Source organism: Pseudooceanicola profundi (assembly GCF_050897955.1).
Taxonomy (GTDB): domain Bacteria; phylum Pseudomonadota; class Alphaproteobacteria; order Rhodobacterales; family Rhodobacteraceae; genus Pseudooceanicola.
Genome location: NZ_JBPAXZ010000001.1, coordinates 757,650 through 772,032, shown reverse-complemented (window position 1 = coordinate 772,032; position 14,383 = coordinate 757,650). Strand labels below are relative to the sequence as shown.

Genomic DNA, 14,383 nt, shown 5'->3' with positions numbered 1-14,383 from the left:
AATCCAGATCAAGGCCCGTCCGGCGGGCGCCCGATGCAACCCAATGCAAGGACCAAGCCATGGCCGAAACCCGTGCCCGCCTGACGCCTGTCGATCCCGTCTGGGACCGGATCACCCGCGAAGCCGAGGAGGCGATCGCGAAGGAGCCGATGCTGGGCGGTCTGATCCATTCCGTCATCCTGCACCACAAGTCGATCGAGAATGCGCTGAGCTACCGGATCGCGATGAAGCTGACCAATTCCGAGATGTCGGAGCAGCTGCTGCGCGAGATCTGTGACGAGGCGCATCAGGCCGATCCGTCGCTGGCGGCAGCCGCGCGGGCCGATGTCATGGCGGTCTATGACCGCGACCCGGCCTGCCACCGCTACCTGCAGCCCCTGATGTATTTCAAGGGCTTCCAGGCGGTTCAGGCCTATCGCGTGGCACATTGGCTGTGGACGGAGGGGCGCACGGATCTGGCCTATTTCTTCCAGATGCGGACGTCAGAGATGTTCGGCGTCGATATCCATCCGGCGGCGCGGATCGGGCAGGGGATCATGATCGACCACGCCCATTCCATTGTCATCGGGGAGACGGCGGTTGTCGGCAACAACGTGTCGATCCTGCATTCGGTGACGCTGGGTGGCACCGGGAAAGAGGATCAGGACCGGCATCCCAAGATCGAGGATGGCGTGCTGATCGGCGCCGGGGCCAAGGTGCTGGGCAATATCCGCATTGGCCATTGCTCCCGCATCGCGGCGGGGTCGGTCGTGCTGGACGAGGTGCCGCCGATGAAAACCGTCGCGGGCGTGCCGGCGCGGATCGTGGGGGAGGCGGGCTGCGCCCAGCCCTCGGTCAGCATGGACCATATGTTCGGCGGCTGAGCCCCGGACCCTATCTGTATGGAGCTGGACGGCCCTCGCAGAGATTTGCGGGGGCCTTTTGCGTTGAACGGCAGCTATGGCATCCCGTCCGTCGCTGTCCCCGTTGGGGTCCGGGCCCCGGGGATAGCACCCCCCGTTACAGCAGGGTGACGCGCACCTCCTGCCGGACCAGCTCTGCCGGCAGGTCGCTCTCCATGAAGGCGATGTCATAGGCGTCGCGCCCAACCGCGATGATCGTCAGGTCCTCCGGCCCGCCCATGCCGGTGCCATCCACAAGGTGCCATTCGCCGTCCAGCCAGACCTCGACCACGGCATGGAAATCCTGCGGCGCGACCCTTGGGCCATAGGCGGCGACGGCGCGCGCGGGGATCCGCGCCGCCCGGACCATGGCGCAGAGCAGATGGGCATAGTCGCGGCAGACCCCCTGACGGCTGGCAAAGGTCTCCAGCACATGGGTATCGGCGTCAGAGGCGCCGGGGACATAAGACAGCTCCCCCTCGATCCAGTCCCGCATCGCGGCCACCTTGGCGCCGCCCTGCAGATGGCTGAAATGCTTCTCCACATAGGCGGTGAACTTGTCGGACTGGCAGTAGCGCGACGGGCGGAGATAGGGCACCGCCTCTGCCGGTAAAGCATAAAGCGGATCGGCCCCGAGGCCCGCCAGCGGCGGCGCGGCGCGGGTGATCTCCACCTCCGCATGATACGCCAGACCCATCTCCTGGCCCTGCGGCCGGGCCCAGATACGGTCCCCGATCCCGCAATCGCCCGCCACGCGGTCGATCCTCGCCTCTCCCAGGTGCAGCGCGGCATTGCGGATGATCTGGCCCGGCATCTCTGCGGCCTCGACCGCGAGGAGGACCAGCGGCGGCTCCGCAAAGCGGTAGGTCATGCTGACGTCAATTGCATAGCGCATCAGAAGCCTTTCAGGCGAGAGAAGGACAGTCTCTCCCCTCAGATGCGCCCCTTTGCCGCCAGGGCAAGACATTGCGGCGGAATTCCCGCGGCAAAAGACGCTCAGACGACGCCCCGGGCCAGGTGCCAGCCCCGCCCCCTTCTCTGGTCCCAAAATATCCTGGGGGGAGGCGACGGGCGCGTTCCGCGCCTGTCGACGGGGGGCAACGCCCCCCACCACCGCCTGCGGGGCCGCAAGGCCGCGCAGGCAATCGCATTACGGGGTGACGGTGACCGTCACCATACGGTCGGGCTCGCCCACGACCGATCCGTTCTGGCCGGAACCGCGTTTGATCGCATCGACCACCTCCATGCCGGAGGTCACCTTGCCCACCACGGTGTACTGGCCGTTCAGAAACGGGCCGGGCGCAAACATGATGAAGAACTGCGAATTGGCGGAATTGGGGTTCTGCGACCGGGCCATGCCGACGACACCGCGGTCGAAGGGCAGGTCCGAGAATTCCGCCGGGATATCGGGGCGGGCGGAGCCGCCCATGCCGGCACGGCGCATATCGCCGCCTTCTTTCGCAAACTCCACATCGCCGGTCTGGGCCATGAAGCCGTCGATCACGCGGTGGAAATAGACGCCGTCATAGGCGCCTTCCTTGGCGATTGCGGTGATCTGCGCGACATGTTTGGGCGCCACATCGTCCAGCAGGTCGATATGGATCGTGCCATTGGCCTCGCCCGCGACCTCGATATCGAGGCCGGTGGCAAAGGCCGGGGCGGCGGCCAGCAGGGCCACCAGGGAGAGCGCGAGCTTACGCATCAGCGGCCACCTTGACAGAGATCATCCGGTCCGGCGTCGCGGGCGGCTCGCCGCGGGTGATCGCATCGACATGATCCATGCCGTCCACAACCCGGCCATAGACGGTGTACTGGCCGTTCAGGAAGTGGTTGTCCTTGAAGTTGATGAAAAACTGCGAATTGGCAGAATTCGGGTTCTGCGACCGTGCGGCGCCCAGCGTACCGCGGTCATGCGGCAGTTTGGAGAATTCGGCCGGCAGGTCGGGCAGGTCCGACCCGCCGGTGCCTGCCATGCGCAGGTTGAAATCGTTTTCCATATTGCCGTGCTTCACATCGCCGGTCTGGGCCATGAAGCCGTCGATGACGCGGTGGAAGGCCACGTTGTCATAGGCGCCGGCGCGGGCCAGTTCCTTCATGCGGTTGGAATGTTCGGGGGCCACGTCGGGCAGCAGCTCGATCGTGACGGTGCCGCCCTTGAGTTCCAGCAGGATGGTGTTTTCGGGGTCTTTGATGTCGGCCATGGGGGTCTCCTGAGTTCGTTGGGCGGAGATGTAGGGGGTCAGGGCGCGAAAGGGAAGGGCGGCTGTGCGTTGCGGTGTGGGCACCGGGGCGGCGGCGGGAGTGTCTCCGGCGCCTCCGGCGGGAGGATTTGGGGCAAGACGAGGGGCTCAGCGCGCGCCCCAGGTGTCGGTCAGTCGGTAGCCTTCGGGCCAGGGATCCGAAGGGTCCAGCATGTGCTGGTGGATGCCGGTGATCCAGCCGCGACCAGAAATTTCGGGTCGGATGGCGGTGATCCCGCCGAACGGGGTGGTTCCGAGGATTCGGCCCGTGAAGGTGGAGCCGATGAGGGAGGTGGTGGTCAGGCTCTGGCCCGGGGCGATCTGGCCACGGGCGTGCAGGAGGGCGAGGCGGGCCGAGAGCGCGGTCCCGGTCGGGGAACGGTCGACCTTGCCGGGCTGGATCGCCACGGCGGCGCGGGCGGCAAGGCCTTCGGTCGTTTCAGAGAGGGGGCCCGCGAAGAGGCAGAAGGAGATATGCCGCCAGTCCGGGTTGGTGGGATGGGTGAAGCCGAGCTGTTCTGTCGCCGCGCGGGCAAAGCGGGCGCCGAGGCGGGCGATGTCATGCGCTTCGTCCGGGGTCAGCGAGAGACCGAGGGCCGCCGCGTCCACCACCACGAAACTGTCGCCGCCAAAGGCCGTGTCGACGGTCAGGGGCGCGTGGCCTTCGGGTTCGAGCCGGGCGTCGAGCCTCTGGGCGAAGCTGGGGAGGTTCTGGACATGGATACGCTCTGCCTTGCCATCGCGGCAGTCGGCACGGACCCGGACAAGTCCGCCCGGCGCTTCCAGCGTGAATTCCGTCACTGGTTCCTGCATGGGGATCAGCCCGCCGTCGAGCAGCACGGTGGAGACGCAGATGGAATTGGAGCCGGACATTGGGGGCGTGTCCTCTGGCTCCATGATGATGAAGGCGGCGTCGGCTTCGGGATTTTTGGGCGGCACCAGCAGGTTCACGTGCCGGAAGACGCCGCCGCGTGGTTCGTTCAACACAAAATTGCGCAGGGTATTGTCGCGCGCGATCCAGCGGCTTTGGTCCCAGAGCGTGTCGCCCGGGGGTGGGGTGACGCCGCCGACGATGACGTCGCCGACCTCGCCTTCGGCATGGGCAGAGATGACGTGGATGGTTTTGGTGCTGCGCATGGGGACCTCTGGTTGATCGGGGAAGTGAACCGCACCGGGAGGCGCGCGGCAAGTGCCGCGTTCGGGGGAATGTCGGCCTGCGGGAGCGCTACCACAGTTGACGGCCCATGCTGCGCGCGCGAAAAGGCTGCGGAAACTGGAACGGGGAGCGCCACATGGGCTGGAAAACCATTGATGACATGGACCTTAAGGACAAGACGGTCCTGCTCAGGGTGGATATCAACGTGCCTGTGGAGAACGGCAAAGTCACCGATGCGACGCGGATCGAGCGGATCGTGCCGACGGTCGACGATATCCTCGCACGTGGTGGCAAGCCGCTGATCGTGGCCCATTTCGGCCGCCCCAAGGGTAAGGTCGTGCTGGAGATGTCGCTGCGGCAGGTGCTGCCGGCGCTCCGGGCCGCGCTTGGCCGCTCCGTCGTCTTTGTCGAGACGCTGGAGGGGGCCGAGAACCCGACCGAGGAAGAGCGGGAGGCCGAGGTTCTTTTGCTGGAAAACATTCGTTTCCATCCGGGCGAAGAGGCGAATGATCCGGAATTTGCCAAGCGTCTGGCCGGGCTGGGCGATGTCTTCTGCAACGATGCTTTCAGCGCGGCGCACCGGGCGCATGCCTCGACCGAGGGGGTGGCGCATCTGATGCCGTCCTGTGCGGGCCGTCTGATGCAGGCGGAGCTGGAGGCGTTGGAGGCCGCGCTTGGCCAGCCGGAGCGGCCTGTGCTGGCTGTTGTGGGGGGCGCGAAAGTGTCGACCAAGCTCGACCTGCTGGGCAACCTGGTGGAGAAGGTGGACATGCTGGTGATTGGCGGCGGGATGGCCAATACCTTCCTTGCCGCGCAGGGCGTGGATGTGGGCAAGTCGCTGTGCGAGCATGACATGACCGGCACCGCCAAAGAGATTGCCGAAAAGGCCGCCAAGGCGGGCTGTGAGCTGCTGTTGCCGCGCGACGTGGTGGTGGCGCGGGAGTTCAAGGCGGGCGCCGAGAATGAGGTCGTGGGCGCCGAGGACTGCCCCGAGGATGCGATGATCCTTGATGCCGGGCCGGAGAGTGTGGCGCATATCGAGATGGCCTTTGAGAAGGCCAAGACGCTGATCTGGAACGGGCCGCTGGGTGCCTTCGAGATCCCGCCCTTCGACATGGCGACCAATGCGGCGGCGAAGAAGGCGGCGGCGCTGACGAAGGCGGGCCGGCTGATCTCGGTCGCCGGGGGCGGCGATACGGTGGCGGCGCTGAACGTGTCGGGCGCGGCGGAGGCCTTTACATATATTTCGACGGCTGGCGGTGCCTTTCTGGAGTGGATGGAAGGCAAGGTGCTGCCCGGTGTCGCGGCGCTGGAGCGCGGCTGAGCCGGTTTTCATGCCGAGAGACTTTTCAAACCGGGCCGCAGCGGCCTAGACATGGATCAAGGCGCGGGGCGCGGACCCGCGGGATTACAACAGGGAAATTGATGATGAGCGACACCAAGCAGACCGAACAGATCGCGGCGGGTCAGGGCTTTATTGCGGCACTCGACCAGTCGGGCGGGTCGACGCCCAAGGCGCTGAAGCTCTACGGGATCGAGGAAGACGCCTATTCGGGCGATGAAGAGATGTTCGGCCTGATCCACGAGATGCGGGCGCGGATCATCAAATCCCCCGCCTTTACCGGCGACAAGGTGGTGGGCGCGATCCTGTTCGAGCGCACCATGGATGGCGAGATCGACGGTGTGCCGACCGCCCAGTACCTGTGGGAAAAGCGCAGCGTCGTGCCGTTTCTGAAGGTCGACAAGGGGCTGGCCGCCGAAGAGGGCGGCGTGCAGGTCATGAAGGACATGCCCGAGCTGGATGCTCTGCTGGAAAAGGCCGTGGCCAAGGGGATTTTCGGGACCAAGATGCGGTCGGTGATCTCGGCTGCGAACCCCGAGGGGATCAAGGCCGTGGTGGCGCAGCAATTTGCCATCGGCAAGCAGATCCTGGGCCATGGGCTGGTGCCGATCATTGAGCCCGAGGTGACGATTTCCATCGCCGACAAGGCGGAGGCCGAGGAGCTGCTGCGGGATGCGATCCTGGCGGAGCTGGAGGCGGTGGACGTGCCGGTGATGCTGAAGCTGACGCTGCCGGAGGTCGACAACCTCTACAAGGTGCTGGTGGATCATCCGAAGGTGCTGAAGGTGGTCGCGCTGTCGGGCGGCTATTCCCGCGAGGAGGCCAATGCGCGGCTGTCGAAACAGACCGGCATGATCGCGTCGTTTTCGCGCGCGCTGACCGAGGGTCTGTCGGCGCAGCAGTCGGATGCGGAGTTCGACGCGGTGCTGGCGGAGACGATCGACGGGATTTATCAGGCGTCGGTCGCGGGCTGAAATCATTTGAGTGCCGCCGGCTGGGCCGGCGGCGGCGGGAGGGGGCAGTCTGCCCCCTCTTGGCCCTTTGGGCCAATTCACCCCTGAGGATATTTCTGGCAAGAAAAAGCCTGGGGGGCGGCAATCATTAACGCTGGGTAAAATTGCGGGCCTGTGGCGGGTTTCGTAGGTGAATTTTGTGACAGTTTTGCTGGCTTTCCGGGCGGTTTCGACCGAATTGGGATTCACAGGCGGCGTGAGCTGTGCCATTGTCTGCATACCGCCCGGGAGAGGCGGAAGAGGCGATCATGAGCAATACCGGGCGTCCCGGAGTATCGGGGCTCATCTATTTTGCGGCGATTTTTTGTGCCGGTCTGTATTTCATCTTCTCTGCCGTTCAGGGAGAGATGGGGCTGTTTCGGCGTGCCGAAGTGGCGGCGGATCGCGATCAGCTGCGCGAACAGCTGGATGCGCTTGAAATCGAGGTGGCCCGGATGGAAAACCTCACCCATCGTCTGTCTGACGATTATCTCGACCTCGACCTGCTGGACCAGCAGGCGCGGGATGTTCTGGGCGCGATGCGCAGCGACGAAATGGTCGTGCGCTGAGCCGGGCCGGGCTTTTCTGAAGTTTCTGACGTGATGATCTGCCGGTGCGGCGGGGTGCGGCGGGGTGCGAGCCTGTGGGCCTGGGGCGTCCTGTGTCTTGCCGCCGGGCATATCTGTGGTGCGCCGGGCCGCGGCAATTTCCCCCTCGCATGCCGGGGCAAAATGCTTTATTGGATAGTTCAACGTTAAACTATCGGATGGGAGGAGGTCCGCGATGGCGACCCGGAAATCCGCTGCGAAGCCAAATGTTTCCGCAGACGAGTTGAAATCCTACTACCGCGACATGCTGCTGATCCGGCGCTTCGAAGAGAAGGCCGGTCAATTGTATGGCATGGGTCTGATCGGCGGCTTCTGTCACCTCTATATCGGCCAGGAGGCCGTTGTGGTGGGTCTGGAGGCGGCCGCCAGCGAAGGCGACAAGCGCGTCACCTCCTACCGCGACCATGGCCATATGCTGGCTTGCGGGATGAACCCCGATGGCGTGATGGCCGAGCTCACGGGCCGCGAGGGCGGCTATTCCAAGGGCAAGGGCGGGTCGATGCATATGTTCTCCCGCGAGAAGCATTTCTACGGTGGACATGGGATCGTTGGCGCGCAGGTGCCGATCGGGGCCGGGCTGGCCTTTGCCGACAAGTATCTGGGCAATGACCGGGTGACCTTTGCCTATTTCGGCGATGGCGCGGCCAACCAGGGCCAGGTCTATGAGACGTTCAACATGGCGGCGCTCTGGAAGCTGCCGGTGATCTTCGTGATCGAGAACAACCAGTATGCCATGGGGACGTCGCAGCAGCGCTCGACCTCCTCGCCCGATATCTACAAGCGGGGGGAGGCCTTTGGCATCCCCGGCCAGATGGTCGACGGAATGGATGTTCTGGCCGTCAAAGAGGCCGGAGAGAAGGCCGTGGCCCACTGCCGCAAGGGCGACGGGCCCTATATCCTTGAGGTGAAGACCTATCGCTATCGTGGCCATTCCATGTCGGACCCGGCGAAATACCGGACCCGCGAGGAAGTGCAGAAGATGCGCGAGGAAAAGGATGCGATCGAGCATGTGCGCGACCTGCTGCTGCAGGGCAAACATGCCTCCGAGGATGACCTGAAGGCCATCGACAAGGAGATCAAGGATATCGTGAACGCCTCGGCCGAATTCTCCAAGGAGAGCCCGGAGCCGGCGCCGGAGGAACTCTGGACCGATATCTATGCCACCGAGCTGCCGCAGGGCGCGGCCATAGAAGAAGACGCGTAAGGGAGAGCGGAGATGCCGACCGAAGTATTGATGCCGGCCCTGTCGCCGACGATGGAAGAGGGCACGCTGGCCAAATGGCTGGTCAAGGAGGGGGATAGTGTCTCCTCCGGTGATATCCTGGCGGAGATCGAGACCGACAAGGCGGTGATGGAATTCGAAGCCGTGGACGAGGGGGTGATCGGCAAGATCCTGATAGCAGAGGGCACCGAAGGGGTGAAGGTCAACACGCCGATTGCGGTGATGCTGGACGAGGGCGAAGAGGCCGGGGATATCGCCGCGACCTCGGCGCCCGCGCCCGCGCCCAAGGCCGAAGCCGCCCCGGCAGAGGCCAAGACCCCCGCTCAGGCCAAGGCCGAAGCGCCCGCCGCCCCCAAGCCAGACCAGTCGCCGGACTGGCCCGAGGGCACGGAGATGAAGACCCAAACCGTGCGCGAGGCGCTGCGCGACGCCATGGCCGAAGAGATGCGGTCCGACCCCAATGTCTTTGTCATGGGCGAGGAAGTGGCCGAATATCAGGGCGCCTATAAGGTGACCCAGGGCCTGCTCGATGAATTTGGCGCCAAGCGCGTCATCGACACGCCGATCACCGAACATGGCTTTGCCGGGATCGGGGTGGGCGCGGCCTTTGGCGGTCTGCGCCCCATCGTCGAATTCATGACCTTCAACTTCGCCATGCAGGCGATTGATCAGATCATTAACTCGGCGGCCAAGACGCTCTATATGTCGGGTGGCCAGATGGGCGCGCCGATGGTGTTCCGGGGCCCGAACGGTGCCGCCGCCCGCGTGGGCGCCCAGCATAGCCAGGATTACGGCGCCTGGTATGCGCATATTCCCGGCCTCAAGGTGGTGCAGCCCTACTCGGCGGCCGATGCCAAGGGCCTGCTGAAAACGGCGATCCGCGATCCGAACCCGGTGATCTTCCTTGAGAATGAGATCATGTATGGCAAAAGCTTCGATGTGCCGGTGCTCGATGATTTCACCGTGCCCTTCGGCAAGGCCAAGATCTGGCGCGAAGGCTCCGACGTGACCATCGTCAGCTGGGGCATCGGCATGACCTATGCTCTGGAGGCGGCTGAAAAGCTGGCCCAGGACGGGATCGAGGCAGAGGTGATCGACCTGCGCACCCTGCGGCCCATCGATTACGACACGGTCATCGCCTCGGTCATGAAGACCAACCGCTGCGTGACGGTGGAAGAGGGCTTCCCGGTGGCCTCCGTCGGCAACCATCTGTCCTCCTATATCATGGTGAATGCCTTCGATTACCTCGATGCGCCGGTGCTGAACGTGACCGGCAAGGATGTGCCCATGCCCTATGCGGCCAACCTGGAAAAGCTGGCGCTGGTCAATGCCGATGAGGTTGTCGCGGCCGTGCACAAGGTGACCTACCGATGAGCCGCGCCCTCTCTCACCCGGCGCCAGCCGCGCCCCTTTTTCTTGCCCCAAATATCCCGGGGAGCGCGAGGGGCCGCGCCCCTCGCTCCCGCCGCATCCGCCGCGCCGAAGACAGGAGCTGATCCCATGCCCACAGAAATCCTGATGCCCGCGCTCTCCCCCACGATGGAGGAAGGGACGCTTGCGAAATGGCTGGTCAAGGAGGGCGACACGGTCTCCTCCGGCGACCTGCTGGCAGAGATCGAGACCGACAAGGCCACGATGGAATTCGAAGCCGTGGACGAGGGCGTGATCGGCAAGATCCTCGTCTCCGAAGGCACCGAAGGGGTCAAGGTCAACACCGCCATCGCCGTGCTGCTGGAAGAGGGCGAGTCCGCCGACGATATCTCCGCCGCGACACCTGCGGCACAGGCGCCGGAGGCCGCCGCCAAGGCCGACGCGGGCGCGGAGGCGGCCCCCAAGGGGGGCTCCGAGGCGGTCGCAGTCCCTCCGCCAGCTCCCAAGGCCGCGGATGGCGGGCGTATCTTTGCCTCGCCGCTGGCCCGTCGGATCGCGGCGGATAAGGGGATCGACCTGGCCGCGCTGACCGGCTCCGGCCCGCATGGGCGGATCGTCAAGGCGGATGTGGAAGCTGCCAAGCCCGGGGCCAAGCCTGCGGCGGCCAGCGCTGCTGCAGAGGCACCCAAGGCCGCCTCCATGCCCGCAGGTCCATCGACCGATGCCGTGCTCAAGATGTACGAGGGCCGGGAGTACGAGGAGATCAAGCTCGACGGGATGCGCAAGACGATTGCCGCGCGTCTCACCGAGGCCAAGCAGACCATCCCGCATTTCTACCTGCGCCGTGACATCAAGCTGGACAAGCTGATGGCCTTCCGCGGTCAGCTGAACAAGCAGCTGGAAAAGCGGGGCGTGAAGCTCTCGGTCAATGATTTCATCATCAAGGCCTGTGCGCTGGCGCTGCAGCAGGTGCCTGCGGCCAATGCCGTCTGGGCCGGGGACCGCGTGCTGCAGCTGAAGCCTTCTGACGTGGCCGTGGCCGTGGCGATCGAGGGCGGGCTTTTCACGCCGGTGCTGAAGGATGCGGACAGCAAGTCGCTCTCGGCGCTCTCGGTGGAGATGAAGGATCTGGCCGGACGGGCGCGCGACCGCAAGCTGGCGCCGCATGAATATCAGGGCGGCTCTTTCGCCGTGTCCAACCTCGGCATGTTCGGGATCGACAATTTCGACGCGGTCATCAACCCGCCGCACGGGGCCATTCTGGCCGTGGGCGCCGGGGTGAAGAAGCCGGTCGTGGGCGAGGATGGCAGTATCGAGGTCGCCACGGTCATGTCGGTGACGCTGTCGGTCGATCACCGGGTCATCGACGGCGCGCTTGGCGCGGAGCTCTTGCAGGCGATTGTCGAGGGTCTGGAGAACCCGATGGCGATGCTGGCGTGACCTGATCGCCGGCGCTGCGCCTTCGGGCCCCGCGTTTGGGGGGGCAGGAGCGCGGCGCAGGGAGTTTGGGGCTGGGAGACTGGTGCCCCTGTCCGGGGGATGTACTGGATGGAGAGGGGGGACGGGGGGCGCTGCCCCCCGCGGCACGCCTCCGGAGTGCCTTCCCCCTGGGATATTTCCGGCAAGAAAAAGATCGGGCGTGGTTTTTTGGGGGGCTGGACTGGGTTCTGTTGGTGGAGAGCCGTGCAGTGGAGCCTTGGGGGGAGTGTATCATGGATATTCTGAGACCTGCGGCGCGGCGCTATTCCGGGGCCATCACCCGGCCTGATCGCTGGGCGACATGGGCGCCGCGCGACGGGGATATCCTTGTCTGTACACCTCCCAAAAGCGGCACGACCTGGACCCAGACCATGCTGGCGATGCTGGTGAACGGGGGGCCGGAGCTGCCTGCGCCCTTAGGCGCGATCTCGCCCTGGGTGGATGCCGATCTGGGGGTGGGGCCAGCGGAGGTGGCGCGGACGATAGAAGCACTGCCGGGGCGGCGGGTGCTCAAGACCCATACGCCTGCGGATGGATTTCCGGTCTGGGACGGGGTGACGGTGGTGGCCGTTTATCGGCATCCGCTGGATGTGTTCTTTTCCCTGCGCAAGCATATCGCCAACCGGCATGTGGGGGAGGATCATCCGATGAAGGGGCCGGTGTCGGAGGCGCTGGCGCGGTTTCTGGACGGGCCGATGGACCCGGAAGATCTGGACAATGATGCGCTGGCCATCGTGGTGCATCACTATCTGCAGACGGCGCGGTCGGGCCGGGTGCCGGGGCTGGTGCTGATGCATTATGCCGACATGATCCGCGATGCGGAGGGGACGCTGCGGCAGCTGGCCGGGGCGGCGGGAATCGCAGTGTCGGATGCCGCGATTGCCGCCATTGCGGAGGCCAGCGGCATCGATGCGATGCGCGGCAAGGCCGAGCTTTATGCGCCGGTCGGTGGCACCGGGTTCTGGAAAGAGGATGCGGCGTTCTTTGCCACCGGGGGCGCGGGCAACTGGCAGGGGCAGCTGACGGAGGCGGATTTGGCCGCTTACGAGGCGCGGATTACGGCGCTGATCCCCGATCCGGAGGCGCGGGGCTGGCTGGAGCGGGGCGCGGGCGGCTGAGCGCCGCCCGGCGACGCTCAGTCCTGCCGGACCTCGCGCTGGCGCATCGGCATGCGGTCGATGGTGGCAAAGAGGGTCTCGGGCGCGATCACCTCATCGGAGCGCGTCTTGACCCCGCCATCCTTGCCGACGAGCAGCATGGTAAAGCCTTCGGCGCCGAGGCCCTTGCGGATCGGGCTGGCGGTGTCGGGGCTGGTGTCGGTCAGCACCACGATATCGCGGTCGCGCAGGTCGGCGCGGGCGGTGTCGAGTCGGGCGATGGCGTCGCGATATGTCGGGTCATCGGTGGAGGGGGCGAAGATCAGCACCGGCCGGGCATCCCAGCGGTAGCTGTCCAGCGAACTGGACGTCGGGTCCAGCGGGCGGATCAGGTCATCGGTCGAGGCGAAGGCGGCGGTGGTCGCGGCGACGCCAGTCAGGACGAGGCCGGTGGCGAGGAGGGCGGCGGTGCGGAACATTGGTATCTCCCTGTCTGATGTCTCGGGGTCAACGGGGCCGGGGCGGGGCGGCTCCATCACGGTTCTGTCAGGGATACTGCTGGCGGGGCGGGGTGGATCAGTTTGGCCTGGAATCGCGTCGGGCGACGCGATGGCGCCGCCCGTTGGTGAGTGGGTCAGGAGCGAGAGGGGCGATCAGCCCATGAATTTCCGCAGCATCTCGTCGACCTCGGCGCCGGAGACGGTTTTCTTGAGGGAGGAGAAATCGCCGTCCTCCATGATCTCGCTGAAGATATCGATCAGGCGGCGTTGCGCGGCGCGGGCAAAGCCGGAGCCGAGCGAGATGCGGGCGACGCCGATGCGCGCGAAGTCGTCCTTGGAGTAGCTGGCGAAGGAGCCGGCGGCGAGGGCATTCACCGGCTTTTCGGTCGACTGGACGATGCGGGCGAGGTCATCCCATGTGGGCGGGATCGGGCCATAGATGCAATCCGCCCCGGCCTCGTCAAAGGCCTTGAGGCGGGCCAGCGCCTCCTCGATATCGTATTTGCCGTTGAGCATGCCGTCGGCCCGGGCCACCAGCACGAAATCGCGCGGCAGGGCGCGGGCGGCGGCGGCGGCGGCCTTGATACGTTCGGCGGCGAGCGCCCGGTCGTATGGGGTGCGGTCGGGTTTGTTATCCTCGATAGAGATGCCGGCCAGCCCGGCCTCGAAGGCCAGTTTCACCGTCTCCGCCACATCGTCGGGATCGTCGGCATAGCCGTTTTCGAAATCGCCGGAGACGGGCAGGGGCGTGGCTGCCACGATCTCTGCCGCATGGGTCAGGGCCTGTTCCAGCGTCAGAGAGCTGTCGGGCTGGCCGAGGGTAAAGGCATATCCGGCGGAGGAGGTGCCGATGGCCTGGGCACCAAGCGCCGCCAGCACGCGGGCAGAGCCCACATCCCAGCAATTGGCCAGCACAAAGGGATTGCCGGGGGCGTGCAGGGCGCGGAAGGCGGGGCCGGGATCATGCATGGCGTGTCTCCTCGATCTGGGATGGGCCGGGGGCCTGTCGCAGGCCCTGTCGTTTCGGGCGCAGGATCATCCGGCGGGCCGGGGTTGGCAAGGGCAAAAGGGGGTGGTTTTGGTATTGGCCGAAGTATTGGCCGCAAGATATTGGGGGCGCGGGGCTTTATAGCTCCGGACGTGGCGGCAGTGCCGCCTGTGCTTTTTTCGTCAGCCCGGCGCGGATGATATCGTAGGAGATGATCAGCCGGTCGCGCAGCAGGTCGTCGAGCGTGCCCCAGGGCAGGAAGACCCAGCTGGCGTGCATATGGGAAGCGCGGCGGGCATCGCCGGCCTCGATCATCATGCGGGCGAATTCGGGGTCTGACGTTTTGACCGAGACGCCGTCATATTCCGTTCCCATCACCGCGAACATCTTGCCGCCCACTTTCCAGACGTCATGGCCGCCGCCCCAGGGGTCGGTGAGCTCCGCCCCGGGGAGGGTTTCGCAGATTTTACGGACAAAGGCGCGGCTCATGGGCGGGAGGGTGTCCGG

General features: G+C 65.6%; 15 protein-coding genes. 8 read left to right on the top strand and 7 right to left on the bottom strand.

From position 1 onward, the window contains the following. Nucleotides 1–59 precede the first annotated feature (59 nt). Complete coding sequence (gene cysE / locus ACRARG_RS03735) at nt 60–863, top strand: serine O-acetyltransferase (RefSeq protein WP_432688633.1); 804 nt, start codon at nt 60–62, stop codon at nt 861–863. 136 nt (nt 864–999) lie between these two features. Here cysE and ACRARG_RS03730 read toward each other — a convergent pair whose 3' ends face one another. The 4 genes from ACRARG_RS03730 to ACRARG_RS03715 all read right to left on the bottom strand — a co-directional run bounded on the left by ACRARG_RS03730 (nt 1,000) and on the right by ACRARG_RS03715 (nt 4,258). Beyond that, nucleotides 1,000–1,776, bottom strand: coding sequence for a transglutaminase-like domain-containing protein (locus ACRARG_RS03730; protein WP_432688632.1), 777 nt, complete (start codon nt 1,774–1,776; stop codon nt 1,000–1,002). A 255-nt stretch (nt 1,777–2,031) separates the two neighbouring features. Beyond that, nucleotides 2,032–2,583 carry a peptidylprolyl isomerase gene (locus tag ACRARG_RS03725; protein WP_432688631.1) on the bottom strand — a complete coding sequence of 184 codons (552 nt, stop codon included), beginning with the start codon at nt 2,581–2,583 and terminating at the stop codon, nt 2,032–2,034. Then, complete coding sequence (locus ACRARG_RS03720) at nt 2,576–3,082, bottom strand: peptidylprolyl isomerase (RefSeq protein WP_432688630.1); 507 nt, start codon at nt 3,080–3,082, stop codon at nt 2,576–2,578. The genes ACRARG_RS03725 and ACRARG_RS03720 overlap by 8 nt, the downstream gene beginning before the upstream one ends. Before the next feature lie 147 nt (nt 3,083–3,229). Further along, nucleotides 3,230–4,258 (bottom strand): trans-3-hydroxy-L-proline dehydratase, encoded by a 1,029-nt coding sequence (locus tag ACRARG_RS03715; RefSeq protein WP_432688629.1) that lies wholly within the window; start codon nt 4,256–4,258, stop codon nt 3,230–3,232. A gap of 155 nt (nt 4,259–4,413) precedes the next feature. On the opposite strand from ACRARG_RS03715, the gene ACRARG_RS03710 reads away from it, so the two are divergent. The 7 genes from ACRARG_RS03710 (at nt 4,414) to ACRARG_RS03680 (ending at nt 12,409) form a co-directional block, all read left to right on the top strand. Continuing rightward, the gene (locus ACRARG_RS03710; protein WP_432688628.1) at nt 4,414–5,601 is read left to right on the top strand and encodes a phosphoglycerate kinase; all 1,188 of its coding nucleotides are present in this window, start codon (nt 4,414–4,416) and stop codon (nt 5,599–5,601) included. A 104-nt stretch (nt 5,602–5,705) separates the two neighbouring features. Further along, nucleotides 5,706–6,593 (top strand): fructose bisphosphate aldolase, encoded by an 888-nt coding sequence (locus ACRARG_RS03705; RefSeq protein ID WP_432688627.1) that lies wholly within the window; start codon nt 5,706–5,708, stop codon nt 6,591–6,593. Between the two features lie 287 nt (nt 6,594–6,880). Further along, the gene (locus ACRARG_RS03700; protein ID WP_432688626.1) at nt 6,881–7,180 is read left to right on the top strand and encodes an FtsB family cell division protein; all 300 of its coding nucleotides are present in this window, start codon (nt 6,881–6,883) and stop codon (nt 7,178–7,180) included. 214 nt (nt 7,181–7,394) lie between these two features. Then, complete coding sequence (gene pdhA, locus ACRARG_RS03695; protein WP_432688625.1) at nt 7,395–8,423, top strand: pyruvate dehydrogenase (acetyl-transferring) E1 component subunit alpha; 1,029 nt, start codon at nt 7,395–7,397, stop codon at nt 8,421–8,423. Between the two features lie 12 nt (nt 8,424–8,435). Then, nucleotides 8,436–9,815, top strand: a complete 1,380-nt coding sequence (locus tag ACRARG_RS03690) for a pyruvate dehydrogenase complex E1 component subunit beta (protein ID WP_432688624.1) — start codon at nt 8,436–8,438, stop codon at nt 9,813–9,815. A gap of 126 nt (nt 9,816–9,941) precedes the next feature. After that, nucleotides 9,942–11,252 carry a pyruvate dehydrogenase complex dihydrolipoamide acetyltransferase gene (locus ACRARG_RS03685; protein WP_432688623.1) on the top strand — a complete coding sequence of 437 codons (1,311 nt, stop codon included), beginning with the start codon at nt 9,942–9,944 and terminating at the stop codon, nt 11,250–11,252. A gap of 272 nt (nt 11,253–11,524) precedes the next feature. After that, nucleotides 11,525–12,409, top strand: a complete 885-nt coding sequence (locus ACRARG_RS03680; RefSeq protein ID WP_432688622.1) for a sulfotransferase domain-containing protein — start codon at nt 11,525–11,527, stop codon at nt 12,407–12,409. A 17-nt stretch (nt 12,410–12,426) separates the two neighbouring features. Here ACRARG_RS03680 and ACRARG_RS03675 read toward each other — a convergent pair whose 3' ends face one another. The 3 genes from ACRARG_RS03675 to ACRARG_RS03665 all read right to left on the bottom strand — a co-directional run bounded on the left by ACRARG_RS03675 (nt 12,427) and on the right by ACRARG_RS03665 (nt 14,365). Continuing rightward, nucleotides 12,427–12,867, bottom strand: a complete 441-nt coding sequence (locus ACRARG_RS03675; protein ID WP_432688621.1) for a DUF4174 domain-containing protein — start codon at nt 12,865–12,867, stop codon at nt 12,427–12,429. Nucleotides 12,868–13,041: 174 nt separating this feature from the next. Continuing rightward, nucleotides 13,042–13,857 (bottom strand): isocitrate lyase/PEP mutase family protein, encoded by an 816-nt coding sequence (locus tag ACRARG_RS03670; protein ID WP_432688620.1) that lies wholly within the window; start codon nt 13,855–13,857, stop codon nt 13,042–13,044. 157 nt (nt 13,858–14,014) lie between these two features. After that, entirely contained in the window at nt 14,015–14,365 is a 351-nt protein-coding gene (locus ACRARG_RS03665; RefSeq protein WP_432688619.1) for an MmcQ/YjbR family DNA-binding protein, read from the bottom strand. Nucleotides 14,366–14,383: the final 18 nt, after the last annotated feature.